Here is a 26848-nt window from a genome sequence, read left to right on the forward strand (position 1 = left end):
TTCAGCCTTCGAATGTTTAAACACCGCCAAAACATATCGAATACTCGAACTCTCCTACGTTCCCTCTATGTCCCCCCTATGTCCCTAAAGCCCATCACTCTGAATTCTCCTTCACCCGTCCCTAAAACAACTACTGCATATACTGTTCTCAGCCTAAAAAGCACCGACTTATTCCAAAATGATGACAAAACCCGAACAATTGTAAATTTATTGTAAAAATTTCTTTGTTGGCATTATTTTTATGTATAGGATTATCAGTAGGACTTGGTAGCCCGAATACCATAGTCTTATTGGTGCACATACCAAAAGGATATCCATATAAAGCAAGATCAGTACTTATATTTATTTCGTTTTTAGACCTAGCTACAGCCGTTTATGTTGCCGTCGAATGAAGTAGATATACCGCTGAGATATACAAATCAAATAGAAAACAAACACAACAGCAACAAACATAATTTATTAAAAAGACAGGGAAAACCATGAAAAACATACGTGAATTATTTTTTGGGTTTATATTATTGTTTAGTTCCAGTGCATTTGCAGAAGAAGGATCATTTAACCAAGCTATCAGCAACTTAAGTCAAAGTGTTGATGGGTTTTTCAACGAATACACAGGTTGGTTCGTTGGGCTGATATTTAAAAGTGTACCGATTGGTGAAGCTAACTTCCCCGTGATTGTTGGCTGGCTGTTGCTCGCTGCGATCATCTTCACTGTTTACTTTGGCTTTGTTCAATTTAAACGTGTCGGCATGGCGATAGACATTATCAAAGGTAAGTATACCGACCCTAACTCTAAAGAGGACGGTGAGGTTTCTCACTTTCAAGCGTTAACAACGGCGCTTTCTGGTACTGTCGGGCTTGGTAACATTGCCGGTGTGGGTGCTGCACTTGCGATTGGTGGTCCTGGCGCGACATTCTGGATGATCTTGTGTGGCCTTCTGGGTATGGCTTCTAAGTTCTGTGAGTGTACCTTAGGTGTGAAATACCGAACTATCCTACCTTCAGGTGTTGTTTCGGGTGGTCCAATGTACTACCTAAGTCAAGGTCTTGGTGAGAGAGGTTTAGGCGGACTAGGTAAAGTGCTCGCTATTGGTTTCGCATTAATGTGTATTTTGGGCGCATTGGGCGGCGGTAACATGTTCCAAGCTAACCAAGCACACGCCATGTTAACTTACGCATTTGATGTACCAAGTGAATACGGTGTGATCACTGGCCTTGTACTTGCCTCTTTAGTTTTCTCTGTGATTGTTGGTGGTATGCCTTCTATCGCATCGGTAACGGAAAAAGTTGTTCCTTGGATGGCTGCTCTGTATATCGGTATGGCTCTGATTGTTATCGGTTCTAACCTTGATCAAGTTGGCCCTGCGTTCAGCGCAATCTTTACAGGTGCATTTACTGGTGAAGGTGTTGTTGGTGGATTCATTGGTGCGTTAATTCAAGGCTTGAAACGTGCAACGTTCTCGAACGAAGCAGGTGTAGGTTCAGCAGCTATCGCTCACTCAGCGGTTAAAACAAAAGAACCAATCACCGAAGGTCTAGTATCACTATTAGAACCGTTCGTTGATACAGTAATCATTTGTACAATGACAGCATTGGTTATCACTATCGCTGGCTTAAACGTAGGTCCATTCGATGGTTCTGGTTTAACAGGTGTAACGCTGACTGCTGCATCGTTTACTGAAACGGCAGAAGTATTCAAATACACACTCGCTCTCGCAGTAATCATGTTTGCGTTTTCTACCATGATCTCTTGGTCGTACTACGGTCTTAAAGCTTGGACTTACCTATTTGGTGAAGGCAAAACAACGGAGCTGATTTTTAAAGTGATGTTCTGTGTGTTCGTTGTTATTGGTGCCACGATTCAATTTGGTGCGGTAATCGACTTCTCTGATGCGGCTATCTTTGCGATGTCTATCTTCAACATTCTTGGTCTGTACTTCTTGATGCCAGTTGTGAAGAAAGAACTGCAATCGTTTGTTGCTCGTGTGAAATCAGGCGAAATTAAAACGTATGAGAAATAACGTTTAGTGGAATGAGGTTGCTCTAGTAGCTAACTGGATTCTAAGAAACGATACAGCTCTAAAAACGAAACTGTTCTAAAAATTTTTGTAAGACCCTTTGCTTGAGAAAGCGAGAACAGGACTGCAACTTATTCAAAATCCCTACCAGCTTGGCTTGTGGGGATTTTTTATGTCTGAATGATTAGGTTAATTTTTATCTTCAATGCCCTGCTCACTCTTTTCGCCCTTTTCACTATCGTGTTCAACATCGACACGACGAACCAACTCTTCTACTTCGATCATCTCTTTTTGCGCTAATGGCGAGCGACAATCATCGAAACAATAAGCTATGGTGCAGTTCTCACAAAGATACCCTGGCATCACTCCATCCCTTGTCGTCAAAGCAGCCAAATGCGAGTGAGCAATCGACTGCGTGTTCATCCTGAACAACACTATTATGCAGCGACTCTGATCTAAAAATATGTATGCAAAGTCATTAAATAGACAACAAGTGACATATCATTATGGTTATACGTAACTATTCACAAATATCTAAGCAAACAATGAAAACACGCAAATAATCAATAATGAGAAAGCACCGACGCATGCTCCTGAGAAAACGCAAAACGCCCACATCACGTGTGTGATGTGGGCGTTTCAATATTTACTGTAAACCAATGTTAGGCTGGTAAAGCCTGCGGCTTATAGACCCATCTCTTCAGTGAGCGTTTTGATCTGCTTGAGATCCATGGTGTGCACTTCAATCATTTGTCTGATATCACTCAGTCGAGAGTTAGCGTTATCTTGCTTCTCACACGCGTCAGATTTCGCATCCCATGATGTACCGTCTAAGTAAACATCACACGCTTTCTTAAGAGAGCTAAGGTTCTGCTCGAGTTGATCTCTTTCTTTCTCAAGCTTTTCAAGTTCTTGAGATATCTGTAATTCTTTTCGGAAAACTTCACGCGAACGCTCAAACAAAGTCGATTGCATGTCAGCCTGACGATTAAGTTTCTGGTTGTCTTGCTGAGTTTGCTCTAACGTTTGCTTCTGTTCATTTAGCTGTTGCTCTAACGAGTAGTTCGCCTTCTCTAAAACCGAAGACTGTTTTGCTAATTCTTGGAGTTCTTTTTGATGCTCTTCCGTTTGTTTCACTAGAGCAGCTTCTACTTTCGCATCGATTTCGGTATCAACTTTTGCCACTTTAGTTTCAACGGATGTCATCAACTGTGCTCTGCTGTCATGCAGTTCTTGATATCGAGTTTCAAGTACCTGATAAGTGGACTCCCACTTAGAAGCCGTAACTGTAGAACCAATTAAGCCACCCAGTGCTAAACCTATGACAGCAGCAATGCCGATATAGAGCTGACTGCGCTTATCGCGTTCTTCAATAACAACCACTTCATCTTGTTCGCTTTGTCCAGATTGCTGGTTCACTAGCGGGTACTCCCAAAAATTTGTTTAACGTTACGCGGTCACTGACACGAATGCCAGTACTGATAGTGTAGGCTCAGTTAAACCTATCGCTCAAGCCAGAAGCACTTAAGCTCTGCTAACACATTCATACCACCTGTTTACAGGCAGGGTTAACGAGTTAACTCCGAAATCATCAAGCTGGCAGTATACAAAAGGAAGCTGCTAACGATAACTATCACTACCCATTTTTGCAGTTTTTCGTTTGTCCGATAACGAAATAGTACAAATGCCAAAGCCAATAAAAAAACAATCGCTATTAGTCGAGTCATAACTCCTCCTTGTTTCTCTATTTTATACCATTTAAATAAGCAAGTTACGTCAGAGACTCGTTGTTTGATCATTTAGTTGAACAACATTTGTGCAAACAGATATTTTGTAGCTGACATCACATTTTATATGATCTAGGATACGCCTACAGATTACCTAATTATTTAGGTAATTGTTCCGATGAAGACTGCAGGAGAGTGGTTTTTAACTAAATATTAACATTTAGTTAGATTGACCCGCCGAAGAAGTAAATCTTTCAGGTGCTTTATGCTGGAGAAATCCAGAAAAGTGAGGACTGTCGTTGGAGGAACCTCTGGAGAGAACCGTTAGATCGGTCGCCGAAGGAGCAAGCTTAGTGCCCGTTACTTATCTATAAGTGATTCGCTAAGTGAAACTCTCAGGCAAAAGGACAGAGGAGTGGAAAGCAACAGCCTTAATTAACAAAAGAATTCTATCTAGAAATCCGTATGTATTAAGTAGTGCTCCCGATCCCTGCGATCTGCACTGCCTTCCCTCTTCTCCTTAAATTTTTAATTTATTAAGGGGAATCTATGAACCACCTACAAGCTACACTACAAACCATCAACCAATTCGTTTGGGGACCACCACTGCTTATTCTGCTAGTGGGTACAGGTATCTACTTTACTTTTCGCTTAGGCTTACTCCAGTTTAGACACCTCCCAACTGCACTGAAAATGGTATTCAGCAAAGACAAATCTGGTACGGGTGACGTATCGAGTTTCGCAGCTTTGTGTACTGCACTTTCAGCAACCATTGGTACAGGTAACATCGTTGGTGTAGCGACCGCAATCAAGATTGGTGGCCCTGGTGCGCTATTCTGGATGTGGCTTGCCGCAGTATTTGGTATGGCGACCAAATACGCAGAATGTCTACTTGCCGTTAAATACCGCAGAACCGATAGCAATGGCGAAATGGTTGGCGGCCCAATGTACTACCTGCAATACGGTGTCGGCTCACGAATCTTGGCGGTAATGTTCGCTGTCTTCGCGCTCGGTGTTGCTTGCTTCGGTATCGGTACCTTCCCACAAGTCAACGCTATCTTAGACGCAACTCAAATCTCATTTGGCGCTTCTCGTGAGATCTCTGCTGTCGTTCTTACGATATTGGTGGCGGTGGTAACCCTTGGTGGTATCCAATCTATAGCCAAAGTGGCAGGGAAAGTTGTTCCTACTATGGCGGTTATGTACGTCGTCGCGTGTTTAAGCGTTCTAATTTCAAATGCAGACCAACTACTGAATGCTATTACCCTTGTTGTTATTTCTGCGTTTACCAACACAGCAGCAACCGGTGGTTTCTTTGGCGCGAGCATCATGCTTGCTATCCAATCAGGTATCGCTCGTGGTGTGTTCTCGAACGAATCTGGCCTAGGTAGCGCACCAATGGCTGCAGCAGCGGCTAAAACAGACTCATGTGTGAAACAAGGACTTGTCTCTATGACAGGTACCTTCTTCGATACCATCATCATCTGTACGATGACAGGCTTGGCGCTTATCTTAACGGGTGCGTGGCAGACGGACCTTTCAGGCGCTGCGATGACCACTCATGCGTTCGCTGTTGGTTTGAATGCAGACACCCTTGGCCCTATGTTGGTTTCTGTTGGCTTAATCTTCTTTGCGTTTACAACAATTTTAGGTTGGAACTACTACGGTGAGCGCTGTGTTGTGTTCTTGCTAGGCACCAAAGCAGTCTTGCCTTACAAGATCATCTTCATCGCCTTGGTGGCTTCTGGTGCATTCTTGAAGCTCGACATGATCTGGATAATAGCCGATATCGTGAACGGCCTAATGGCAATTCCGAACCTAATCGGGCTTATCTTGCTGCGCCACGTTGTTATCGAAGAAACCAAGCTATTCTTCAAACCGTTAACTTCTTCAAAAGATTGTGAAGCAGTTAAAGCGTAACCTGAATTGATTGAATACCAAGCCCGCACTCAACGGCGGGCTTTTTTATTTTCATCACATAGCGAAACGTCTTCAATTATTATGCAGAACATATGCCCTTATAAATAACAAGAATATTAAATCGACTACTATGCGATTTAATAAAGCAAATAGAAGACTACTAAAAAGGACACTAATAAAACCAACACTTAATTAGATATTACTTATATTTAACAGATTGTGTGTAGGTGTCGGCGTTTTGTCACAAAAATATTAAATTTCTTTTTTTTTCAACAACACAAAAACCAGAAGAATAAAACATGTGACTTTAATTCATATATTAGTCAGTTTATAGTCATCTACATTGTAGAGAGAATTATAATAAAAATAAAACGTTGGCTATATGATCAGATTCGACCCGATTAAAAACCGTATTTATAACGATGAACGTTCTATTAAAGTAGGATACCGTGAAACTCGGGTCCTGGAGTTATTACATAAAAACTCACCCGATATTGTTAACAAGCAAGATATTATTAGCTTCGCTTGGGGAAACGAGTTCATAGGGGATACGTCACTAGCGAAAAGTATAAGTTTACTGCGCCAAGGGTTCGTTAAATTAGGCATCAAAGAAACCCCAATCGTCACCGTTCCTAAGGTGGGCTATCGCCTTATCGATGAGTGCGTGGTGATCGACTCGCCCGTCAATAATGCAGCCACAACTCCCCTTGTTGCTGCGAGCAACCTAATACCTGTAGGCAATAATGGTATTGCTATCGGTGCAGCCGTTGCAGTCGAACCTAAGCCTAACCCTAAACAAAGTTCTTCGGCTTACTTCCCCACTGCTGAAAGCCGAAACAAGTTGTGCTACTTCACCACTGGCTGCTTACTGTTAGCATCAGCGCTATTGGCTTTTGCTAAGGTTAATGAGAGAAACCTCAGCGATATCAATCCCGTTAACCGACTCAGCGAGCAGTGGATAGGTCAAATACAAGTTTTCCAAGCCCCTGAAATGGCGATGACGCCAGAGCTAGAAAGCATTCTCTATCAGTATCAATGTGATTGTGTGGCGTACATTAGCGAAGAAGCTGAGTATTCAGAGCTTTCTATTCTCAACAAAGCCACACGCCAGTCCGTCAACATCTTTTACACGCCAACCCAACTAGATCAAGCCAGTACCGAACTGGCGTTATTCCTAGAAAGAGGTCAATTATGATGCCAATCGTTGCGCTCATTTCTGCATTCGTTTTATTGGTTGGCATATGGAGTATCCCTTCGCCCCAACCAAAAGAAGAGCATCGCTACCAACATAGCGTGGTGGACCTAATAGTGAATGACAATGTATTACGTACCGACGGATTAACGAAAATAAGTAACAACAAGGTGCTGCACCTGATGTCCGTTCAAGATGACAACATGCCCGACCCACTTGTTCTGCGATTCAGGGGAACAGCCCGCCCTTCTCAATCACTTTTCTTTTCTATTTCTGGCACCATCGACTTAGTCTCTGTGCAAAAAATAAATAAAACAATGAATGACAGCCGATTGTCGCCTTACCTGTTAATCAACGATGACCCATTAACGGTAAACATTGATATCTTAAGTTCGAATGATTTATTCGCCATCATTAAAACGTGTAATACAGGCCGAACGCAACTTCTGGCCAAACGATAATTAGAGATAGTTTAACCACTAGTAACAAGTGCCCTATTATCAAGTAGCAAGCTTTTCCGATATTACACATAAAAAACGGATGGTTATTTTCATTATTCTATCAGCAATGCAATTATTACCGTCATCCTTACTTTAAGTGTTTGCATTTTAAAACCGATAGCAAATCAAAGTATTCAAGTTAGACTTTTACTCCTTGTCACTCACTACCTGCCCACCTTAAAACTACGAGCATTATGAATGGTTATATCTGTTCTTCTAATTAACCATTCATACAAGCGCCAAAAATAACGTCAAATAATTTTGATGTCTAAGCCCGAATAATAGGCCTTCATTTTTCTAAAAACGGTTTGAGCCCCATCAAACAATTTACGTTTAGTTGCATACTCTTTCATCGTAAAAACACTAATGACAATACAAACCATTGAATTGACGGGGTAATTTAATTCAACCCTTTTCAGTATCTATCTATTTATCAACATGAAAAAGTGAACTGGTCTTGTTAACTGCACGGCACACAAAACATTATCAAAATAGAAAAATTACAAATGAGGGAATTGTTAATGATCACAGTAAACAGAAGTCTCTTAGCAACCGCAGTGTTGTCTGTTCTATCAACCGGTGTAAATGCGAAGATTTACCCAGACCAAATAGTGTTTGACCAACTTGGTGAAGATGTATGTCGCTCTGGTTATCGTCCTATAGACCGTTATGAAGCCGAAGAGCAGAAGAGTGCTTTGGTCGCTCGTATGGGCACTTGGCAGATCACCGGATTAAAAGGAAACTGGGTAATCATGGGGCCGGGTTATCATGGCGAAATTAAACAATCAAGCAGTGGGTCAACGTTCTGTTACCCAAACAACGACCAATCTGAAATCCCTAACTATTCCGCCAAATCGGTTCAGGAAGGCAGCGAAATCGATGTTCAGTATGAATTAGTGAACAACCGTAACGACTTTGTTCGCCCATTAAGCTATTTAGCTCACAACCTAGGTTACGCTTGGGTTGGCGGTAATAACAGTCAGTATGTTGGCGAAGACATGACGATAAAGCGCTCTGGCGACAGCTGGGTAATACAAGGAAATAACAATGGTTCTTGTAGTGGCTATCGCTGTGATGAAAAAACCAAAATCACCGTCGACAATTTTGCCTACACCGTTAACGATGACAACTTTTGGCATGGTGATGTTGTCGAGTCAGATCGTGAACTAGTGAAAACGGTTTACGCGACGGCAAGAAACAACAGCAACATCGCGCAACAAGTGGTGGTCGACCTAAAAGTAGACGAATCAACAAACTGGTCGAAAACGAACAGCTATGGATTCTCACAAAGCGTTCAAACAGAGAACACCTTCAAGTGGCCTTTGGTTGGCGAAACTAAGCTCACTGTTAAGTTCGAGGCTAATCAAAGCTTCGCAGAAACAAATGGCAACTCCACTAGCGAACAAGTAACACTCCAAGCTCGTCCTATGGTTCCTGCGAATTCGGAGCTACCGATTCGAGTTGAGCTGTATCGTTCAAGCATCTCTTACCCGTACCGATTCAACGCCGATATTAGCTACGATGTTGAATTCAACGGCTTCCTTCGTTGGGGTGGCAACGCGTGGCACTCCCACCCAGATAACCGCCCGTACAAGGCTCATACCTTCACCATGGGTCGTGGCAGCAGTGAATCTGCCGACATTCGCTACCAATGGGATCACCGTTACATCCCAGGTGAAACAAAATGGTGGGATTGGGGCTGGGCGATTAAAGAAGCTGGCTTATCAAGCATGCAATACGCGACTGGCGGAAGCTTACGCCCCTTCCACTCTTACGTGTCTGGAGATTTCTACGCTGAATCTCAATTTGCAGGTACTATCGAAATTGGACAAGCAACACCAATTACTAACAATCTACGCAGCAAAAGAAGTACTGATTCCGTCAACGAATCTACTGAGCGCATTGGCGACATCGAAGTTACCACCAACTTTAACGCCGATGAGTTGAGTGACTTAGGTTTCGAAGGTGCTGAGATGAACATTAGCGTCGTTGAATAACTGCGCTGTTGAATAAGATCGGTACAAAGATCTACCAGTAATAAAGCACAAAGCCCACGACACATCGTGGGCTTTCATATATTCATGTTCAACTGGAAACGGTGAGCTACACAGGCTCTTCCATCAGAAGCTTAACACCTAGCCCAACCAGCACCATGCCCGTCACGCCTTCCATCCACTTCATAAAACTCGCGTTCTTGAGCAAGTTTTTAGCAGAATTAAGAGCACCAGCCAAACCACACTGCCACACCATCGCAATCATAAAGTGTACCGAAGCCATCAACATAGATTGCAATAAAGGTGAACCTTCAGAGTTTACAAATTGAGGTAAAAAGGCCAGATAGAAAACTGCCGTTTTTGGGTTAAGAACGTTAGACAAGAAGCCTTCACGCAAAGAACGCTTTGCACTGTAAGCTTGTTGAGCTTGTTCTCCGACCTTCAAACCGCCACCGTTTTTCATCAAAGCTCGTAAACTGCTTAAGCCAAGCCAGATGAGGTAAACCGCACCCACCATCTTAACGGCTTGAAAGAGCTCTGCGGATTGGGCGAGGATTGCAGATATACCCACCGCAGAGAAAAACGCGTGTACATACAAGCCGCTACAAATACCAAAGCTCGTCATACAACCGTCAGCTAAGCCAGAGCGGCTGGTATTACGAATCACCAAGGCCGTATCTAAGCCCGGCGTTAGCGTTAAAATAGTGATGGCAATTAGAAATGCCTCAAAGTTCAAAATATCCATATCATTGTCATTCTTGTTCAGCGATCTATCATCAATACCGTGTATCTGAACAATTCGCAAGCAACAATTGCCACCAGCTATACAACTCACTGATTTTGTGCACAATAGAACAGTTTAATTTGTTAATAAATAGTAAATTCAAGGCATCGTACCGCCTCATGCTTTTCTCGCTATATCTTCGACTGCGAAGGTCGGCGTCATTAAAAAGCAGAGCCATAATCAAAGTACACGAGAGATGAACCTTAACGCTGACACAGCCCTAAGGATCATTTAAAGAAACCAAATTAAGAGTAGTCAAATGAGCGCATTCAAAAAACTAGTCGAACACTCTCAAAAATGTTCACGCTTTCAACACCTAGCCTCTATTTGTGGTTGGGACCAAGCTTCAATGATGCCAGCAGGTGGTAACCAAGCTCGTAGTGAAGCGATGGCCGAGCTTTCGGTTCATATTCACGGCCTAATGACGCAACCACAACTTGGAGATTGGATTGCAGACGCTGAAAACGAAGCGCTGAACAACGAACAACAGTCGTCACTTCGTGAAATTAAACGCCAATGGCAACAAGCTAACCTACTTCCAGAAAAGCTGGTTGAAGCGAAATCTCTAGCCGGTTCAAAATGTGAACATGCATGGCGTAGCCAACGTGGTAACAACGACTGGGTTGGATTCGAAAAGAACTGGCGTGAAGTGGTTGAACTATCTCGTGAAGAAGCGCAGATCCGCGCCGACGCAGCTAATCTAACGCCTTATGATGCGATGCTGGACATCTATGAACCGGGCACTAGCTCTGCTTCGCTTGATATCTTGTTTGCAGACGTTAAAACCTGGCTACCAAGCTTGATTGATGAAGTGATCGAGAAACAATCGAGCGAGCAATTTAACGCACCATCTGGCATCTATTCGACCGAGAAACAGAAAGCTCTAGGTTTAGAAGTCATGAAGCTGCTTCAGTTCGATTTCGAACACGGCCGATTGGATGAAAGTGTTCACCCATTCTGTGGTGGCGTACCTTCAGACGTACGCATCACAACGCGCTATGACGAAGCAGAATTCGTTCAAAGCTTAATGGGTATTGTGCATGAAACAGGCCACGCACGTTACGAACAAGGCTTACCAAAACATCTAGCTGGCCAACCAGCAGGTGAAGCTCGTTCTATGGGCATTCATGAATCTCAGTCTTTGTTCTTCGAGATGCAAGTAGGCCGCAGCGACCCATTCATCGGACACTTAGCGAACTTGGCTGGTCAGCAATTCTCAGGCTCAGAATTTGAGAAAGAGAACTTCCAGAAGATCTACACGCGCGTGAAGAAAGACTTCATCCGTGTTGACGCTGATGAACTGACCTACCCTGCACACGTTATCCTGCGTTACGAGATTGAGCGTGACTTGATCAACGGAAAGATCAAACACACCGACGTTCCAGAGTTATGGAATATCAAGATGCAGTCATACCTTGGCTTAAGCACTCAAGGCAATTTCACTAACGGTTGTATGCAAGATATCCACTGGACGGACGGCGCATTCGGTTACTTCCCATCTTACACATTAGGCGCGATGTACGCGGCTCAGTTCATGGCTTCAATGAAGAAGACGGTCGATGTGAACTCTGTGATTGAAAGCGGTGACCTATCCCCTATCTTCACTTGGTTGGAGTCGAACATTTGGAGTAAAGGCAGCCTGCTTACTACTGATGATTTGGTGAAAGGTGCAACAGGTGAAACCTTGAATGCGCAATACTTCAAAGATCATTTGAGAAGTCGTTATCTGTAGATAAAACCGCCCAACCACATTGAAGTGTTCTACTTGCAGAGCTTGCTGTGTAAGTAGAACCAAGCTGAAAAAAGCATAGTTCAGGTATTACTCCCCTTGGGAACACAACGGCCTGATGCAAAGGTTCAAAATGCCAAAGGCAAACGTGGTTTATTCCTTGATCACACACCGCAAAGCAGCGCTCTCTAACTCAAAGGTGGACAAAAGCTTGTCAGCGCATTTGCTAATTTAGCGAATTACGGATAACTACAAGTATGGAAAATTGCCAAACTTGGTGCCCAGTATTGTTGGATACTAATCACCAATAGTTACCTTCTATGTTTTTTAAATCGAATTAATTCATTAGTCACATGCTCGAAGAAAGCTGTCAATACAACATTATCATTCTTGTCAAGATACAAAGCACACAAGTGAGCCGGTAACTTTTCTCTGAGCTTAATAAAATGTACATTGCTCCAACGGTGATAGCTAAAACTAGTTGGAACTATTGAGACTAGATTACTGCTTGCCACAATTGAAACCAGTGTGTTTGGCTCATAAACCTCTTGGGCAATATGGATATGATGCCCATGTGTCATAAAGGTATCGACAATCAACTTGGATGATGCCGAGTCCTGCCTTTGCATAAAGATAAACTGCTCATCTTTTAGCTCATCAATCGAGATCATTTTTCTGTCTTTAAAGGCATGGTTGTTGGCAACCACCACGCACATTTCATCATCAACCATTTTTTCAGCGGTCAATGGCGTTGTATTGATGGTGTCGGCAAATCGAACCAAACCGATATCAATTTTATGTTTATCTATGCTCGATTTCTGCTCTTCTGGGGTCATCTCAAAGATCTGAAAGTCGTAATCAGGGTAAGCATCTTTAAAACTGCGCAGCGCATCCCCCAGCCCAGCCCAAAAGAACGAGCTGATGAGTCCGACATTTAGCGATTTTCTTTCATTTCTTCCCTGCTCGATCACCTTGCGCACAGATGTATCTAAAACTCTGAAGATTGTCTGACACTCCTCAAAAAGAATCTGGCCAGTATTAGTCAGCTCAACGGTTCGTGTATCACGGATAAATAGCGGGCTACCAATAATTCGTTCTAGCTCTTTAATCTGAGCACTTAATGGTGAGTTGGAGATGTGCAGTTTTTTTGCTGCATTGCCGAAGTGTTTGTCCGTGGCAACTTGAAAAAAGTAGCGGAGCATCTTAAGTGTGATCTTTGATGAGTGATCTAGCATGGTTTCCTCTGTGATCTTTATCACGAGCTGTACACGATGTGCCCATACTCTGATAGAAAAAATGAGTAAAGAGGTCACAAAATTTAATTGCCTGTTTAATAAGGATATTTTCACCAATAATAACAGGCTGTCTACTAATCAGACCAAAAACCTCTGTTATTAAGGAGTAATAACAATAGGATTGTGCCGAGTAACAGCATAATAAGTGCTTTTTTTGAGATATACCAGCTTGCATGAGTTCTAGATACTGCCACCACGTAATCTTGAACAGGCGTTAATCATGGATATTTCATCAAACCATAAAGGTGTATTTGTCGCAGGCTCTTACAACCTTGATATTGTCTCGCGAGTGGCTTCATTCCCTCAAAAGGGAGAAACAGTACGTATCCTATCTAAAAAGTTTCTTTCTGGTGGCAAAGGGGCAAACCAAGCCACCGCATGTAGACAAGTAACAAAAGACACGCACTTCTTTGCCAAAATTGGTCATGATGACTTTGCTAAACGAGCTAAGCAGCACCTAGAAAGGCAACAGTTTGCCTCTCTCACGTTAGCTGAAACCTACCATTCATCGACAGGTGTTGCGTTGATCACGGTTTCTGAGCGTGAAAAAGATAACTGCATTGTGTTGGACCTGGGGGCAAATCTGAAGGTGAGTGATGCGGACATTGAAAACCTCACTCCGCAAATAGAGCAAACTTCCGTCGTCCTTGTGCAATTGGAAAACAATATTGAAGCGGTTGCGGCAATGTTGCGTAAGGCAAAAGAGCAGGCCAAAACCACCATCCTAAATCCAGCGCCTTACCATGAGCAGGTCCATACCTTAGTCCCACTAGTAGATGTGATTACCCCCAATGAAACCGAAGCCTCTGAGCTAAGCGGTATTGTGATTCATGATATTGAGACAGCAGAACAAGCAGCGCGTTTTATTCATCGTATGGGGGCAACCAACGTCATCATTACCTTGGGCGGCAATGGGTGTCTAGCTTATGACGGTAATGAATTTAAGCGCTTTTTGTCGTACCCCGCTGAGGTGATAGACACCAGTGGTGCGGGAGATGCGTTTAATGGTTCACTCGCGGCATCCTTATCTCTGGGTAAATCCTTAACGGAATCAATTAGCTTTGCGACAGCCTTTGCATCGTGTTCAGTAGAGAATGAAGGGGCTGCGAACATGCCTTCCATGACGCAAGTAGAAGCAAAGCTTGCGACTGTAAGGAAGTAACAATGCGCAACATTATTATTGATACTGATATCGGCGATGATGCTGACGATATTTTGGCATTAGGTCTCGCTTTATCGACAGAGCAGCTCAATCTTGTGGGTGTGACAACAGTATTCAAGAACACGCGCCTAAGAGCCAAAATGGCAAAGCGTGTGCTTCAGCTAGCAGGTCGCGAAGACATCCCTGTCTATGCTGGGTGTGAACATCGTATTAATGGCGAAGAAAACGATGACGAAGAAATCCCCTGCCAGTACCAAGGAAAAATGGATAGCCAGCCTATCGAAACCGAGCATGCTGTCGAGTTCATGGCTGATGCTCTCTCACAGGAAAAACTAACCATTGTTGCCATTGGTCCATTAACCAATATTGCAACACTAATAAAAGAACACCCAGAGTTAATTAAAAATATTGATGAATTGGTTTTAATGGGAGGATGTTATTACCGACATGTCAATGAATGGAACATTATCTGCGATCCCGAAGCTGCCGATATTGTTTTTAACTCTGGCATTGATATTCGTGCAGTTGGTTTGGATGTTACAACTAAATGTCATTTCGATGGTGACTATTTATCTCAGGCTAAAAATAATGCCAATACAGAATTGAAAAAGATTCTAATAGAAAGTTGTGATGCTTGGTTTGATAAAACAGGATTCACTCCAATTCTTCACGACCCTCTTACTGTATTTGCTCTGCTCGAAGAAAGCGATATTGAATATAACCAAGAACAAGTTCATGTCGAATTAAAAGGCGAATACACAACCGGAATGACGGTGTGTACTGAAGATGGAATTTGGGGCAGAACACCAAGTAACCCCAACTGTTTAATCGCAAAGAATTTAAATTATTCTCGATTTATTAAATTTTTCCTAAATAACGTGTTTCTAAATTAAAGGTGAGGTCATTATGGCTTTAAATAGAATGTCGGTCTTAGAGAAGATTGGCTTTGGTTCAGGTGATTCTGCAATCAACCTATCCATGATATCTGCAGGTATGCTGATTTACGCATTCCACGTTCAAATTGTTGGTTTAACCCCTGTTGATGCAGGTTGGCTACTGCTACTGGTTCGTATTATTGATGCGGTAACCGATCCGGCAATGGGCTGGGCAACGAACCGTTACAAGTCGCGTTGGGGTCACTATCGCCATTGGATTGGCTTTGCTGCAATCCCTATGGGTGTCTCGATGTACCTGATGTTCACCACGATTGGTGACACTTATAAAATGCAGCTCATTTGGGCGTACGGCACTTATATATTCAATACGTTGATGTTCACTATGGTGACAATTCCTTACATCTCAATGATTGGTGTAGTGACGGATAATCCAGACGAGCGTATTACAGCAAATTCGTGGCGCTTCACAATGGCGAAAACGGCAACGCTAATGTGTACATCATTGGTTCCATTCTGGGTGACATCACAAACGGATCAGGTACAAGGCTATGCAACTTCGTTTGCTATTCTTGGCACGATTGGCGCAGCATGTCTTCTATTTTGTGCATTCACAACTCGTGAACACATCGAGATAGAGCCAAACACTGTACCCGTTAAACAACAGCTAAAAAGCTTAGTTAGAAACGACCAATGGATCGTGCTGTGCTCTGCTTGCATCACACTTATGCTTGCCTTCTTGGTACGTGGCAACATCGCCTTTATCTACGGGACAGAATACGCTGGCGCAAGTTTTGGTGTACAAATTTCCGTTTTTCTAGGGATGTGGTCAGTCGGTGGCATCCTTGCCGCAATCGTGTCAAAAAAACTGACCAAACATTTTTGTAAGATTCGGGTGTTCCGCGTATCGATGTACGCCTCAGCACTCATGGGCTTGTCGATCTACTTCTTAGTCGGCCAAGGCGAGTTCGTTGCTGCTGTTATTTGTTACTTCCTTTACTGTTTCCTAACTGATCTTAATACCCCAATTTTCTGGGCACTGATTTCTGAGGTAAGCGACTATGGTAAAAAGAAAACAGGTATTGATTCATCAGGCATTTCGATGGGTGCAATTTCATTCTGTCAGAAGCTTGGTATGGGCCTATCCGGTATTGTAACCGGTTATACACTGCAATATTTTGGTTATTCAGCAGACGCAGAGAAAACACAAGAAGTATTAGAAGGCTTGTCGTTATCACTCTCGATCACACCAGCTATTTTCTTCTTAATTACTGGCCTAATTATGCGAAAATATATTATCACAACCGATTACTACAATAGCATGATGAGTAAACCTGCGGATGGGGTGATATTAAACAAGCACTAAAAACCATCGAAAAAAATTAAAAATAAAATTTCTTGGTTAAATATTAATTTTTATAATCTAACAAAAAATATAATCAATAATTAAAGAAAGAGTAAAAAATGAATAAAATACCCCCTCTATCTATACTCGCAGCAAGCATGATGTTCCCTACTATTTCGATGGCAGAAAATTCCTTAGAAAATGAGGATATATTAGATAATAATCCTGTTTATATAGAGTTCTATACACGTTATGAAGAAGAGCGTAACGTAGGTCTTCAAGGTTTAACTGGTTGGATTACTTTTACTGACTTTTATGACATCCAGTTTGGTGCGGAAGTGAACACCGATGGCTATTATGAATATAACCTAGGCAAGTTTGTTCCATTGACGGAAAAAGCATGGGTTCATACTTATGTTGGTTATACACAATGGAACTACCGCTTGTCGCTACGCGCAGGCTACAACTTCGATAACGGCCTAATGATAAATGCACGAGTTCGCCCTGAATTCGGTTATGACGATTGGATTGGTGAGGATGAGAACGGTAACGAGGTGAACTACGGTACTAACCTATCTGTCCGTACAGACCTATTTGTTGGCTATAACTCTGATCGATACGAGTTCTTTTACAACCGTGTCGATAATTTTGAAACCGATGAGGAAATTGCCGACACCTTCCGTAATGGAACCCACATGGCAACGGACCATGAGTTCCGCGTCACTTATACTGCTAATAAATGGCGCCCATACTTCCAAGCGACAATCATGAAAGATGGTTTTTTTGATGGCATATCCTACGAAGACGATCTCCGTTGGCAAGTTGGTTTTGCGCTACCGATGAACATTTAATCTAATTTTACTTTAAGCATCCAATTATTCGTAAGATACGAGACAACTATTACTCGCGGTAATAGTAACAACTAATGCCGCGTTTATCGTATTTTGCTGTTTACGAATTCTATTATAATTTGTTGTTCCATTTTCCCTACCACTCAGCACTGCAGTGAAATAATATTTACCAAGCTAGAGTTATTTGAAAAAGTAGGTCCAATACCCATCCACAAAGTACAACGAGTAAGAGTGCTAGCTTGGAATGGGACAAAAGCTTGTAGCAACAAAGCTCACGAAAACACTCCATGCTCCAAACGGTCAATCAAATTGAGTACAGCCTTGGTATCTTCGGCTGTCGAAAGCAAATCAATTGGTCGTTTGTTACCAAGTCCTCGAACTGGGTGCTTAAGCCATTGATTAGCAGCTTCTTCACTACCAAACAGTGCTAACGCAGCCTGAAATACTTTATCAAAATTCTTTTTGGTTTCTTTATTCACCTTAAACTCCGCCTAAATTTATATGATAAGTCCTATACACCATACCTACATCAGGAAAAGTTGGTCAAATAATGATTAGCAAACGGATAGATAGTAATGAGCTCAGCAATAATGGGGCATTTCTGAGGGACCGACGGCGCAGTCGGTTACTTCCCATCTTACACATTAGGTGCGATGTACATGGCGCAGTTCATGACTTCAATGAAGAAAACGGTCGATGTGAACTCTGTGATTGAAAGCGGTAACCTATCCCCTATCCCCTATCTTCACTTGGTTAGAATCAAACATTTGGAGCAAAGGCAGCCTGCTTACTACTGATGATTTGGTGAAAGGTGCAACAGGTGAAACCTTGAATGCGCAATACTTCAAAGACCATTTGAGAAGCCGTTATCTTTAGTATTCTCAAAAAGAGCGTTCTAGCAAAGAAAACTAGGTAATAGACGAATAAAAAAGGCTGAGCAGGTTATCTGACTCAGCCTTTTTACTGTTTAGAACTAGATCATTTATCGCCATTGAGCATATCGAAGAAGATCTGTCTCGACTCTGGCGTGTTTTCTCTGTGAGTTTCGTATTTTACATGCGTGTTTGCATCAACAGCTTTTGATAGCTTGATGCTCCATAGTGCTTTCATTTGATTCGGTACAATTGAATATCGGACATCGATAATACGCAGCTCGTCTGTTGGGTCTTGAGCGATATAACCATTTGAAAACCAGCGGAAACGTTCAATGTCTTTGGCTTGTTGAGATTCAGGATCAAGCCAAGGCAAATCCCTGCTAACATTCAGTTTCGCAATCGACTCTCCGGGATACGTGTTTACCGATGTGCCGACCCGCACTGCGTCTACATGGTAATGAGCCTCTGTTTCGTACACCACTTTCCACACCAAGATATTCGCAAAGCTTGGTTTTGCCTCTAATCGAATCGGTATGTGTTGCCTTTCTTGCGCTAATTGCCAGCCAACCGCCTCTGCCTTGTCTCGCTGAATCATCCCTAATGTTGGATAGATTAGCGCCCAAGCAAATGCGACACGCGCTAGCCAAGGCGCTCGTTTCAACGTTGCAAACACAAGCAATACTAGGATGGGAAGCGTATAAACAGGATCGATGATTGAGATAGTATTCCAAGCAAAACGCGCGTTGGTGAAAGGCCAAAGTAACTGCGTGCCATAAGTGGTACAAGCGTCTAACAGTGCATGAGTGCCATAACCCAAAGCACAAAACAGCCAACTTTGTTTGAAAGAAAGCCCACGCCTTTTTGCAATCAGGTGATGTAGAACCAAGGCACAGATCAAACTGCCAATGGGGATAAAGAAGAGTGAATGGGTAAACTGTCGATGAAATTCCAAAGCCAACAAAGGGTCACTTTGAGACTTAATCAGTGCATCTAAATCTGGCGCTAACCCGGAGAGCAGCCCTAATACCCCAGCAACTACCACATGTTGTTTTTTGCTGGCCGATTGTGACAAAGAAGCGCCTAGCACGCCCTGCGTTAAAGGATCCATAAACCACTCATTGATAGCATTTCGTTGAATCAAACAAGATACATTTAGCTATAGCGGTGAATTGTTCATAACTAAACGATTTTATCAATATACTCATGTACATAGCTGTATAAGCATAGACCGATAAACAAAAAAGAGCAGTTATGAAACTGCCCTTTTCTAATTATTGGTGGTTGATCAATTTATTCGTTTTTGTTCTATATATTCACACTTGAACGATCTTTAATTAACGAGCAACCATGCTTGCTGCGATAACCACCAGCAGTACTGAGAAGATTTTCTTAATCGTTGGAACCGGTAAATGGTTGGTTGCTTTTGCGCCCAACGGAGCCGTAAACCAAGAGGTGCACACGATACCTAGCAGCGCAGGCAAATAAACAAACCCAGCAAAACCGTCAGATAGAGCAAAGTGGCTGCTGCCTGAACTGATGTAGCCTATCGAGCCAAACAACGCGATGACAATGCCACAAGCCGACGCACAACCGATGGCCTTTTTCATATCAACAGAGAAGAACGTTAATAGCGGAACCAGCAATGCACCGCCACCAATCCCTATCATGGCAGACAAGCCACCCGTAATGGTTGTCAAAACAGTGAGTACCCCTTTGTTAGGCAGTTTTCGTTCCTTAGGCGCATCATTTTTGCTGCTTAAGAACATCTTGATCGCAATAAGAACCACACTCACGGCAAACACAATACGAACGACTTTTTCTGGCAACAGAGCCGCCATAAAGCCACTAACCAGTGCACCCAGAGCAACACCCAACATGATCCAAGGCGCCAGATCCCAAGGCACGTTGCCATTCTTATGGTGAGCAAGTGCAGAAGACGTAGAGGTGAACAGTATTGATGCCAACGAGGTAGCGATCGCCGCGACAACCACTTGGTCAGACGGTAGAACTTCTAAATACAGTAAAATGCTGCTTAACACGGGAACAATGATCAGCCCTCCGCCAATACCTAACAAACCGGCTAGAAACCCAACACCACTGCCCAGTAACGCACAGTAGAAAATCAACAACAGCAATTCACTCATTTCATCCATCTCTTAATTAAATTAATTGTCTTAAATAACGCACTATTAATGTGGTTATATTTCCATCAAGCTAATTAATATAACTGACACCGACTTAAATATTCAAACAGAATAGATCATGAATATTCCTCATGTTGAATGTGAAGTAATACCATTGTTAATGGTCAACCTATCCACGTATAAAAACCTTAAGCGATTAACTTTATACGACATTAATTCTATTAAGCATTAATTTCAGACAGCATAGCCTTCGATTCTTAATCCGGTCACAAGCAAAAAATAAAAGCCGTTTTAATACTAAAGACCGAGAGAATCAGAAAACAAATTGGGATACCAAATCAGCATGAATAAAGAATTTAATTTTACGATTAAGAGCATTAGCCTCGACGAAAACTACCAGCCTGCAGACAGCACGCGTATCACAACCAACTTTGCTAACCTGGCTCGCGGTGACAGTCGTCAAGCGAACTTACGTAATGCACTACAAATGATCGATAACAGTTTCAACGCGTTAGCACACTGGGACAACCCTAAGGGCGACCGCTACTCTGTTGAGCTTGAAATCATTTCTGTTGACATGGACATTGAAAGCAACGGCGAAGCATTCCCTTCAATTGAAGTGCTGAAAACCAATATTGTAGACCGTAAAACTAACGAGCGTATTGAAGGCATTATCGGAAATAACTTCTCTTCTTATGTTCGAGATTATGACTTTAGCGTACGTCTATTGGATCATAATAAAGGCCAAGATAAATTCAGCATTCCAGAAGATTTTGGTGATTTACACGGCAAGCTATTTAAATATTTCGTTAACTCTGACGCTTACAAAAAGAACTTTAATAAGCCACCTGTTATTTGCTTAAGCGTGTCAGATAATAAAACCTATTACCGCACTGAAAACCAACACCCTGTATTAGGTTTTGAATACCAACCGAATGAGTCTTCTTTAACTGAGCAATATTTTAAGAAGATGGGCTTACAGGTTCGTTATTTCATGCCGCCAAACAGTGTTGCACCTTTGGCTTTCTATTTCTTTGGTGATCTACTGAACGATTACTCTAACCTAGAGCTTATCAGCACTATCAGCACCATGGGTACGTTCCAGAAAATCTACCGACCTGAGATTTACAACGCGAACGCGGTTGCGGGCAACTGTTACCAACCAAACTTGAAAAACTTGGATCACTCGCTGACTCAAATCGTGTACGACCGTGAAGAACGAAGCCAGCTAGCGGTTGAACAAGGTAAATTCGCAGAAGAGAAGTTCATTAAGCCATACCAATCAGTTCTAGAGAACTGGTCGGCAAATTACGCACTTTAATCGTCTATTGCGCTCTCAAACCACCCAAGGATAGGCAGTATTATTATGAAAACACTATTACCGACTTCAACAGCGGGCAGCTTGCCGAAACCGTCTTGGCTTGCACAACCAGAGACGCTTTGGTCGCCATGGAAACTGCAAGGCGACGAACTCACAGACGGCAAACAAGATGCGCTGCGTGTCTCTCTGCACGAGCAACAGCAAGCAGGCATTGATATTGTGAGTGACGGCGAACAAACACGTCAGCACTTTGTAACGACCTTCATTGAACATCTGAATGGCGTTGATTTTGAAAAGCGTGAAACCGTTAAAATCCGCGACCGTTACGATGCCAGTGTTCCTACAGTCGTTGGCCCTGTTTCTCGTCAGAAATCCGTGTTTGTTGAAGATGCGAAATTCTTACGTCAGCAAACCGACCAACCGATCAAATGGGCTCTGCCGGGGCCTATGACGATGATAGATACGCTTTACGATGCGCATTACCAAAGCCGTGAAAAACTGGCTTGGGAGTTTGCAAAGATCCTCAACGAAGAAGCGAAAGAGTTAGAAGCCGCAGGCGTTGATATTATTCAGTTCGATGAACCTGCGTTTAACGTATTTTTTGATGAAGTGAATGATTGGGGCATCGCGTGTTTGGAAAGAGCCATTGAAGGGCTTAAGTGTGAAACGGCAGTGCATATCTGTTATGGCTACGGCATCAAAGCGAATACGGATTGGAAAAAGACATTAGGCACCGAGTGGCGCCAGTACGAAGAGGTGTTTCCTAAGCTGCAGCAATCAAATATCGACATTATCTCTTTAGAGTGTCACAACTCTCATGTGCCGCTTGAACTGCTTGAACTGGTGCGAGGCAAGAAAGTAATGGTCGGTGCGATTGATGTTGCAACCGATTCAATTGAAACACCGGAAGAAGTGGCTAGCACTCTACGTGAAACACTTAAGTACGTTGATGCCGATAAGCTATACCCTTGCACCAACTGTGGCATGGCTCCCCTGCCTCGCGAAATTGCCTCAGCGAAGCTTAATGCGCTCAGTGCTGGTGCAGAGATCGTTCGTAAAGAGCTTTCAGCGTAACGCTTTCCTAAAGAACAAAAGCTATGCCTTTAAGCCTAAGTATCATATCGATGCTTAGGCTTTTTGTTATGTGAGTCAATGAGCTTTACGCGCTGCTTACCAGGTTTTATCTAGGTCTTGAGCATACAAAGAGATCGCTCGTTGGTACTCTTTAATTGCTTCACTATTGGTCGTAGAAACTAGCAACTCAAGTAACAGCGATGTCGCTTCTTTATGGCGACCTAAATTGTACAAACACATTGCGTAGAAAGGTTTCACTTCTATCGAGTCAGGATACTCATCCATAGTCTGTTCGAAATAGCCTAAAGCCTCTGCATAAAGGCCAAGGCTTCGATAAGTACTCGCCAAACCGAACAGCGCATCAAAACGCTCTACTGAAGAAAGCACACCAGACAGAGAAAACACATAGTGCTCAATCGCCTGTTGCTCTTTGCCTTGGTTGTCGTAAGACCAAGCAATCTGTAAATGAGCTTTCGCTGCATAGTTTTCATCAGTGAGAAGCGTTGCCAACAAGTCACGCGACTCTTGATACTTTTCTTCTTTTCGCAATTCGATGGCTTGTTTGATAATGGTGTCCATAACTCTCCCTGACGCTTAAGCGCTGTGCTATGCGTTCATTTCTTCGAACATCTGTTTGTAAGACTGAGTTTGCAGTGCCGATTGAGTCAGCCCGAATTTATTGGCTAACAACTCAAGCTCACTTTTATACACAGACAACTTAGATTCATCGTCCGTCATGATTGCAAACTCAGCAAAATCACCGATACCCGCAAGAGAATCAACCGTGATATGGAACTCTCCAACAAAGTAAATACTGCGAGTTTTCTGCGCTTTAAGAATCACTTCGTATCCCAGGTTCTCTAGCATGCTCTTAGCATTCGACGCATCGGTGATGTTTGTCGCTTCACATCGATCAGGCTCAGGGCCTTTTACGATCCATAATTTGATGCCCGACGGCTCCATAGTACGAATACACAAGCTTTTGTTCTGAGCCTGTAAGCTTCTATCAGGGCTATCAAAATACCAATCACATTCCTGATTGTCTTGCAGCATTACTTCATGAGGAATTAGGTTCAAAGTTTTCAAGAACTCAGACTTAGAGCTAAGTCGATACTTCAGCTCAACCTCATATTTGCCTTTGAAATGGTCGTTGGTCATAAGATAGCTCAGTGCAAAAAAGGCGATACTAGCACACGAACCGCATCCGAAATACAAACTGACGCACAACACAAACTAAAGCAGTGGAACTATGTTCGACACGCTAATACACGCTGCCATTCTTCTCGGCTCATAGCGCCTTTAGAAAGGTAAATATTGTGCTTCTGCATTGCGCCTTTCGTGTATGAAAGCTTGATGAATGAGCCAATTTCAAACGGAAGAAAGCTACGCTGTAAAGTCACATCACAAGCAACGCCATTTAAACGTACATGACCGTTCGTGATTTCAAATGAGCTATCGCGAAGCTTCCACCACAACATTAGAATTTTTATTAATGGAGGAACATAAATTATCAGCCCTATGGTTAGCAGCGATGAACGATCACCGTCTGATATCCAATAGACAATACCTAGTGCAATAACAATAAACAGTAACTCTGAAAATAAGTATTTAACAAAATTTAATTGGATACGGTTATCCATGACACCCTCTCAATGATGATCCTAAAAGCAGCTCCATTTCAACGAGCCCTTTCACTTCAGACAACTGAGTAAAACCTTTTGATTGATATAGCTTAATCGCGGGATTCTCACTGAACACACGTAGCACTAACTGAGTTGATGCTTGATTGTTCGCATGTTCAATAGCCAAATCGAGACACTTAGAGCCAAAACCTCGACCTTGATAGTCAGCTAATATCTGCAAGTCCCTAAGAAACGTTGTACCACTAGCGTAACTGAAGCGAACAACACCAATACGGCTATCCTCCACATAAATTTCATAGTTATCCAGCTCATCCCAGCTCCGTAAAAACTGGCTATGACCCCAAGCGATGCCACGCGCATCGTAGTAACTCGCCATATTCGTTTTGGTGATCGATTCAGCGAACTTAGGATCTGAACCTTTGACCAACCTTACTTCCATATTGTGTCCTTTGTTTTCAAATCACATCTGAATACGGCATAGAAAAATGCCGCATATGTTGAATCACTTTTAGGTACATTCTGGTTTCACTTCCTCCCATTGTGTATCCCATTCTTCGCCTAACAAATTAGAAAGTTTTTCACAGTCGTATAGATAGCGAAGACTATCTTTACAGTACGAAGTAAGTATTTCAGTTAACTGAGCAGACGCTTTCTCGTTGTCTTTGAGTTTTCCGTACATCATCAAACCAGTCCTAAAGGTGTCTTGATCGAGGTCAGACGCTTGCTTCGATAACATCCCAAAGGAAATAGCGTTAACAGACAGGGTTAATGCAATCGCATCGCCTTCATCTCCCTCTAATTCACAAGCACTATAACGAGCTAACAAGTTCGATGTTTTAATTAATGGGGCAAGGTCTTTTGTATTGGCATATTTATAGGTTTCAAAACCTTGCCGTACCGCAGCTTTATGACTGTCTTTAATGCTCACAACATAGTCTGTCAAAACATGTAAGCTCGCATATGCGCCTAGCCCGAAAGCCACAATGAACACGGCGATTAATCTGATCACTTATCTCTCCTAAAAGAACCTTATGCTGGTCAATTTTAAACGGCGTCTTGTAGTAACAGCTCTACTTGCCATCGACCTTTTCTATAAACCAACTTCCTTGGCACGGTCCATTGGTTAAGTGCCATCGGCCATCAAATCTATTGCCACTGCCATGTGCGGAAAAACGATAATCCCATTGGCGATGTTTAGCATATAAACGTAAGTCGCCGCTTTCCGTCACCCAACCCTCTAACGGTGTTCCATTGTAGGTAAGCCTCAGGATAGCCTTACCCTCACGAATGGTTCCGGTGATGGTTGTGTGTTCACACATATTATTGCCAGTGGTGTTAATACGGCGGCCTAGCCACTCACCGTCGAAATCGGTAGAGGGAACAAATTGGGGACTATCAGGAAGTTTAGGAAACGACTCGGAATTACTGGACCCGAACCACTGGAGTTCACGACCAACAAGGAAGAAGACAACAAAGCCGATTGATATCGCTATCACAAATCCCTTTTTCATGAGCCTCTTCCTAATCAGCTGACCTTAAGAAAAGAACCCTAACATAATGAAAAGTAATAACTTACCATCAACTGAATTAATTTTGACATATTCCACAAATTGCATTCAAATGTTGAATATAGAGAAAGCGGCATCGTACAAAAATGCCGCGCATTGAGAATCAATGATGTGCAGTGCCGAAAGATCTGCACAGAGAAGCCCTAACCTCCCAAGGCATTGCGCCAATACTGAACGGTTTTCTCCGACACCGAGCCTGTCTCGCTCGCCGCTGATACTAGAAACTCACATAAGCGAGTTGCGACTTCTTCATTACCTAACAAGTATAAACTGCGAATGGCTCGCGTTAGCCTTAACTGGTTATGGTCATGATTTTTAAGCCATACGTGATTTGCCGGGCTAAGTGGCAAGGATGAAGATATTTCATTCCCGTTGCGCTGCATACCCCAAAACTCAAGCATCAGGTCGAGTACTTGTAGATGAGCAGCGCGAAGCGCTTCTGAATTAGCAAAAAGCGCCCTATCTTCTTGAGTAACCAACGGGGCATGTTGATTAAACTTAGTCCCCTCATCGATTGGGAAGAATACTTGAATGTATTTATGGTCATGCTCCAACCAAAAATGATTGTAAGCCAATAACTGTTCTATATTTCGACCAAATTTATCTGGCGCTTCACCAGATATAAAGCGAGCAATCTCACTCATTTTAAAATCCTACTGACTATAAACCCCCACTTGTGGGCGAATGCATTATTACGCAGTAAGCCGTGAAAAGCCTAATCCTTTACGTTGTAAGTACCGATCTGACTTAGAACTCGACATCCTACGCGTTAGGAATCACTTTTGAATAATCTCGACTTACTTTTCTAACAAA

General features: G+C 42.7%; 26 protein-coding genes, 1 pseudogene and 1 riboswitch. Of the genes and pseudogenes, 13 read left to right on the plus strand and 14 right to left on the minus strand.

Translation table 11 applies throughout. From position 1 onward, the window contains the following. Positions 1 to 479: 479 nt before the first annotated feature. Positions 480 to 2021: an alanine/glycine:cation symporter family protein gene (locus MSG34_RS05640; protein WP_017059723.1), complete on the plus strand. Its 1542-nt coding sequence runs from the start codon at positions 480 to 482 to the stop codon at positions 2019 to 2021. Positions 2022 to 2207: 186 nt separating this feature from the next. Here the strand turns inward: MSG34_RS05640 and MSG34_RS05645 are convergent, their stop codons facing one another. Together MSG34_RS05645 and MSG34_RS05650 are read right to left on the minus strand one after the other, a co-directional pair. Beyond that, complete coding sequence (locus MSG34_RS05645; protein ID WP_248336597.1) at positions 2208 to 2381, minus strand: hypothetical protein; 174 nt, start codon at positions 2379 to 2381, stop codon at positions 2208 to 2210. Between the two features lie 321 nt (positions 2382 to 2702). Continuing rightward, the gene (locus MSG34_RS05650; protein WP_052878498.1) at positions 2703 to 3437 is read right to left on the minus strand and encodes a chromosome partitioning protein ParA; all 735 of its coding nucleotides are present in this window, start codon (positions 3435 to 3437) and stop codon (positions 2703 to 2705) included. A 609-nt stretch (positions 3438 to 4046) separates the two neighbouring features. Further along, positions 4047 to 4166, plus strand: a riboswitch (glycine riboswitch). Between the two features lie 128 nt (positions 4167 to 4294). Between MSG34_RS05650 and MSG34_RS05655 the strand changes: the two genes are divergently transcribed. The 4 genes from MSG34_RS05655 (at position 4295) to MSG34_RS05670 (ending at position 9354) form a co-directional block, all read left to right on the plus strand. Beyond that, on the plus strand, positions 4295 to 5665 hold the full coding sequence (locus tag MSG34_RS05655) for a sodium:alanine symporter family protein (RefSeq protein WP_248336598.1): 1371 nt from the start codon (positions 4295 to 4297) through the stop codon (positions 5663 to 5665). 382 nt (positions 5666 to 6047) lie between these two features. Next, positions 6048 to 6860, plus strand: coding sequence for a winged helix-turn-helix domain-containing protein (locus MSG34_RS05660; protein ID WP_248336601.1), 813 nt, complete (start codon positions 6048 to 6050; stop codon positions 6858 to 6860). Next, complete coding sequence (locus MSG34_RS05665) at positions 6857 to 7318, plus strand: hypothetical protein (RefSeq protein ID WP_248336603.1); 462 nt, start codon at positions 6857 to 6859, stop codon at positions 7316 to 7318. The genes MSG34_RS05660 and MSG34_RS05665 overlap by 4 nt, the downstream gene beginning before the upstream one ends. A 560-nt stretch (positions 7319 to 7878) precedes the next feature. Then, on the plus strand, positions 7879 to 9354 hold the full coding sequence (locus tag MSG34_RS05670) for an aerolysin family beta-barrel pore-forming toxin (RefSeq protein WP_050712006.1): 1476 nt from the start codon (positions 7879 to 7881) through the stop codon (positions 9352 to 9354). 106 nt (positions 9355 to 9460) lie between these two features. Here the strand turns inward: MSG34_RS05670 and MSG34_RS05675 are convergent, their stop codons facing one another. Next, complete coding sequence (locus MSG34_RS05675) at positions 9461 to 10096, minus strand: LysE family translocator (protein WP_248336605.1); 636 nt, start codon at positions 10094 to 10096, stop codon at positions 9461 to 9463. A gap of 298 nt (positions 10097 to 10394) precedes the next feature. Here MSG34_RS05675 and MSG34_RS05680 point away from each other — a divergent pair, with 298 nt between their 5' ends. Continuing rightward, positions 10395 to 11867, plus strand: a complete 1473-nt coding sequence (locus MSG34_RS05680) for a carboxypeptidase M32 (protein ID WP_248336607.1) — start codon at positions 10395 to 10397, stop codon at positions 11865 to 11867. A 308-nt stretch (positions 11868 to 12175) separates the two neighbouring features. Here MSG34_RS05680 and MSG34_RS05685 read toward each other — a convergent pair whose 3' ends face one another. After that, the gene (locus MSG34_RS05685; RefSeq protein WP_061039682.1) at positions 12176 to 13099 is read right to left on the minus strand and encodes a LysR family transcriptional regulator; all 924 of its coding nucleotides are present in this window, start codon (positions 13097 to 13099) and stop codon (positions 12176 to 12178) included. A 280-nt stretch (positions 13100 to 13379) separates the two neighbouring features. On the opposite strand from MSG34_RS05685, the gene MSG34_RS05690 reads away from it, so the two are divergent. From MSG34_RS05690 to MSG34_RS05705, 4 genes are all read left to right on the plus strand, one after another. Then, positions 13380 to 14321, plus strand: coding sequence for a ribokinase (locus MSG34_RS05690; protein ID WP_248336609.1), 942 nt, complete (start codon positions 13380 to 13382; stop codon positions 14319 to 14321). A 2-nt stretch (positions 14322 to 14323) separates the two neighbouring features. Further along, positions 14324 to 15214 carry a nucleoside hydrolase gene (locus tag MSG34_RS05695; protein WP_061039680.1) on the plus strand — a complete coding sequence of 297 codons (891 nt, stop codon included), beginning with the start codon at positions 14324 to 14326 and terminating at the stop codon, positions 15212 to 15214. A gap of 13 nt (positions 15215 to 15227) precedes the next feature. Further along, on the plus strand, positions 15228 to 16580 hold the full coding sequence (locus MSG34_RS05700) for a glycoside-pentoside-hexuronide (GPH):cation symporter (protein WP_248336611.1): 1353 nt from the start codon (positions 15228 to 15230) through the stop codon (positions 16578 to 16580). Between the two features lie 98 nt (positions 16581 to 16678). Beyond that, entirely contained in the window at positions 16679 to 17410 is a 732-nt protein-coding gene (locus tag MSG34_RS05705) for an oligogalacturonate-specific porin KdgM family protein (RefSeq protein ID WP_061039678.1), read from the plus strand. Between the two features lie 272 nt (positions 17411 to 17682). Here MSG34_RS05705 and MSG34_RS05710 read toward each other — a convergent pair whose 3' ends face one another. Continuing rightward, positions 17683 to 17889, minus strand: a complete 207-nt coding sequence (locus MSG34_RS05710; RefSeq protein ID WP_248336613.1) for an antitoxin Xre/MbcA/ParS toxin-binding domain-containing protein — start codon at positions 17887 to 17889, stop codon at positions 17683 to 17685. A gap of 129 nt (positions 17890 to 18018) precedes the next feature. Between MSG34_RS05710 and MSG34_RS05715 the strand changes: the two are divergent. Next, a pseudogene (locus tag MSG34_RS05715) lies at positions 18019 to 18286 on the plus strand (carboxypeptidase M32); the annotation flags it as partial. Positions 18287 to 18388: 102 nt separating this feature from the next. Here MSG34_RS05715 and MSG34_RS05720 read toward each other — a convergent pair. Both MSG34_RS05720 and MSG34_RS05725 read right to left on the minus strand, forming a co-directional pair. After that, the gene (locus MSG34_RS05720) at positions 18389 to 19393 is read right to left on the minus strand and encodes a metal-dependent hydrolase (RefSeq protein WP_248336615.1); all 1005 of its coding nucleotides are present in this window, start codon (positions 19391 to 19393) and stop codon (positions 18389 to 18391) included. 226 nt (positions 19394 to 19619) lie between these two features. Next, positions 19620 to 20429 carry a sulfite exporter TauE/SafE family protein gene (locus tag MSG34_RS05725; RefSeq protein ID WP_029235341.1) on the minus strand — a complete coding sequence of 270 codons (810 nt, stop codon included), beginning with the start codon at positions 20427 to 20429 and terminating at the stop codon, positions 19620 to 19622. A 343-nt stretch (positions 20430 to 20772) separates the two neighbouring features. On the opposite strand from MSG34_RS05725, the gene MSG34_RS05730 reads away from it, so the two are divergent. Then, complete coding sequence (locus tag MSG34_RS05730) at positions 20773 to 21750, plus strand: DUF1852 domain-containing protein (protein WP_029405689.1); 978 nt, start codon at positions 20773 to 20775, stop codon at positions 21748 to 21750. A gap of 45 nt (positions 21751 to 21795) precedes the next feature. Further along, complete coding sequence (locus MSG34_RS05735; RefSeq protein ID WP_050621147.1) at positions 21796 to 22824, plus strand: methionine synthase; 1029 nt, start codon at positions 21796 to 21798, stop codon at positions 22822 to 22824. 96 nt (positions 22825 to 22920) lie between these two features. On the opposite strand, the gene MSG34_RS05740 is transcribed toward MSG34_RS05735, so the two are convergent. The 7 genes from MSG34_RS05740 to MSG34_RS05770 form a co-directional block, all read right to left on the minus strand. Then, the gene (locus tag MSG34_RS05740; protein ID WP_248336617.1) at positions 22921 to 23403 is read right to left on the minus strand and encodes a tetratricopeptide repeat protein; all 483 of its coding nucleotides are present in this window, start codon (positions 23401 to 23403) and stop codon (positions 22921 to 22923) included. A gap of 27 nt (positions 23404 to 23430) precedes the next feature. After that, positions 23431 to 23982 (minus strand): class IV adenylate cyclase, encoded by a 552-nt coding sequence (cyaB, locus tag MSG34_RS05745; protein WP_050646551.1) that lies wholly within the window; start codon positions 23980 to 23982, stop codon positions 23431 to 23433. An 89-nt stretch (positions 23983 to 24071) separates the two neighbouring features. Next, positions 24072 to 24464 (minus strand): hypothetical protein, encoded by a 393-nt coding sequence (locus MSG34_RS05750; RefSeq protein ID WP_172379625.1) that lies wholly within the window; start codon positions 24462 to 24464, stop codon positions 24072 to 24074. Beyond that, positions 24457 to 24906, minus strand: coding sequence for a GNAT family N-acetyltransferase (locus MSG34_RS05755; protein ID WP_248336619.1), 450 nt, complete (start codon positions 24904 to 24906; stop codon positions 24457 to 24459). Before MSG34_RS05755 ends, MSG34_RS05750 begins: the two co-directional genes overlap by 8 nt. A gap of 69 nt (positions 24907 to 24975) precedes the next feature. After that, on the minus strand, positions 24976 to 25476 hold the full coding sequence (locus tag MSG34_RS05760) for a hypothetical protein (protein WP_172379627.1): 501 nt from the start codon (positions 25474 to 25476) through the stop codon (positions 24976 to 24978). A 61-nt stretch (positions 25477 to 25537) separates the two neighbouring features. Continuing rightward, a complete protein-coding gene (locus MSG34_RS05765) occupies positions 25538 to 25978 on the minus strand; it encodes a hypothetical protein (RefSeq protein ID WP_248336621.1) in 441 nt (146 codons plus the stop codon). A 200-nt stretch (positions 25979 to 26178) separates the two neighbouring features. Then, a complete protein-coding gene (locus tag MSG34_RS05770; RefSeq protein WP_248336623.1) occupies positions 26179 to 26679 on the minus strand; it encodes an opioid growth factor receptor-related protein in 501 nt (166 codons plus the stop codon). Positions 26680 to 26848: the final 169 nt, after the last annotated feature.

The organism is Vibrio sp. 1CM2L, from assembly GCF_023161695.1.
In the GTDB taxonomy this organism is placed as follows: Bacteria; Pseudomonadota; Gammaproteobacteria; order Enterobacterales; family Vibrionaceae; genus Vibrio; species Vibrio coralliirubri.

Bases quoted from the DNA above. Each gene is read 5' to 3' on its own strand.
- MSG34_RS05640 (WP_017059723.1), top strand. From the start codon at position 480: ATGAAAAACATACGTGAATTATTTTTTGGGTTTATATTATTGTTTAGT.
- MSG34_RS05645 (WP_248336597.1), bottom strand. From the start codon at position 2,381: ATGCCAGGGTATCTTTGTGAGAACTGCACCATAGCTTATTGTTTCGAT.
- MSG34_RS05655 (WP_248336598.1), top strand. From the start codon at position 4,295: ATGAACCACCTACAAGCTACACTACAAACCATCAACCAATTCGTTTGG.
- MSG34_RS05660 (WP_248336601.1), top strand. From the start codon at position 6,048: ATGATCAGATTCGACCCGATTAAAAACCGTATTTATAACGATGAACGT.
- MSG34_RS05665 (WP_248336603.1), top strand. From the start codon at position 6,857: ATGATGCCAATCGTTGCGCTCATTTCTGCATTCGTTTTATTGGTTGGC.
- MSG34_RS05670 (WP_050712006.1), top strand. From the start codon at position 7,879: ATGATCACAGTAAACAGAAGTCTCTTAGCAACCGCAGTGTTGTCTGTT.
- MSG34_RS05675 (WP_248336605.1), bottom strand. From the start codon at position 10,096: ATGGATATTTTGAACTTTGAGGCATTTCTAATTGCCATCACTATTTTA.
- MSG34_RS05680 (WP_248336607.1), top strand. From the start codon at position 10,395: ATGAGCGCATTCAAAAAACTAGTCGAACACTCTCAAAAATGTTCACGC.
- MSG34_RS05685 (WP_061039682.1), bottom strand. From the start codon at position 13,099: ATGCTAGATCACTCATCAAAGATCACACTTAAGATGCTCCGCTACTTT.
- MSG34_RS05690 (WP_248336609.1), top strand. From the start codon at position 13,380: ATGGATATTTCATCAAACCATAAAGGTGTATTTGTCGCAGGCTCTTAC.
- MSG34_RS05695 (WP_061039680.1), top strand. From the start codon at position 14,324: ATGCGCAACATTATTATTGATACTGATATCGGCGATGATGCTGACGAT.
- MSG34_RS05700 (WP_248336611.1), top strand. From the start codon at position 15,228: ATGGCTTTAAATAGAATGTCGGTCTTAGAGAAGATTGGCTTTGGTTCA.
- MSG34_RS05705 (WP_061039678.1), top strand. From the start codon at position 16,679: ATGAATAAAATACCCCCTCTATCTATACTCGCAGCAAGCATGATGTTC.
- MSG34_RS05720 (WP_248336615.1), bottom strand. From the start codon at position 19,393: ATGGATCCTTTAACGCAGGGCGTGCTAGGCGCTTCTTTGTCACAATCG.
- MSG34_RS05725 (WP_029235341.1), bottom strand. From the start codon at position 20,429: ATGAGTGAATTGCTGTTGTTGATTTTCTACTGTGCGTTACTGGGCAGT.
- MSG34_RS05730 (WP_029405689.1), top strand. From the start codon at position 20,773: ATGAATAAAGAATTTAATTTTACGATTAAGAGCATTAGCCTCGACGAA.
- MSG34_RS05735 (WP_050621147.1), top strand. From the start codon at position 21,796: ATGAAAACACTATTACCGACTTCAACAGCGGGCAGCTTGCCGAAACCG.
- MSG34_RS05740 (WP_248336617.1), bottom strand. From the start codon at position 23,403: ATGGACACCATTATCAAACAAGCCATCGAATTGCGAAAAGAAGAAAAG.
- cyaB (WP_050646551.1), bottom strand. From the start codon at position 23,982: ATGACCAACGACCATTTCAAAGGCAAATATGAGGTTGAGCTGAAGTAT.
- MSG34_RS05750 (WP_172379625.1), bottom strand. From the start codon at position 24,464: ATGGATAACCGTATCCAATTAAATTTTGTTAAATACTTATTTTCAGAG.
- MSG34_RS05755 (WP_248336619.1), bottom strand. From the start codon at position 24,906: ATGGAAGTAAGGTTGGTCAAAGGTTCAGATCCTAAGTTCGCTGAATCG.
- MSG34_RS05765 (WP_248336621.1), bottom strand. From the start codon at position 25,978: ATGAAAAAGGGATTTGTGATAGCGATATCAATCGGCTTTGTTGTCTTC.
- MSG34_RS05770 (WP_248336623.1), bottom strand. From the start codon at position 26,679: ATGAGTGAGATTGCTCGCTTTATATCTGGTGAAGCGCCAGATAAATTT.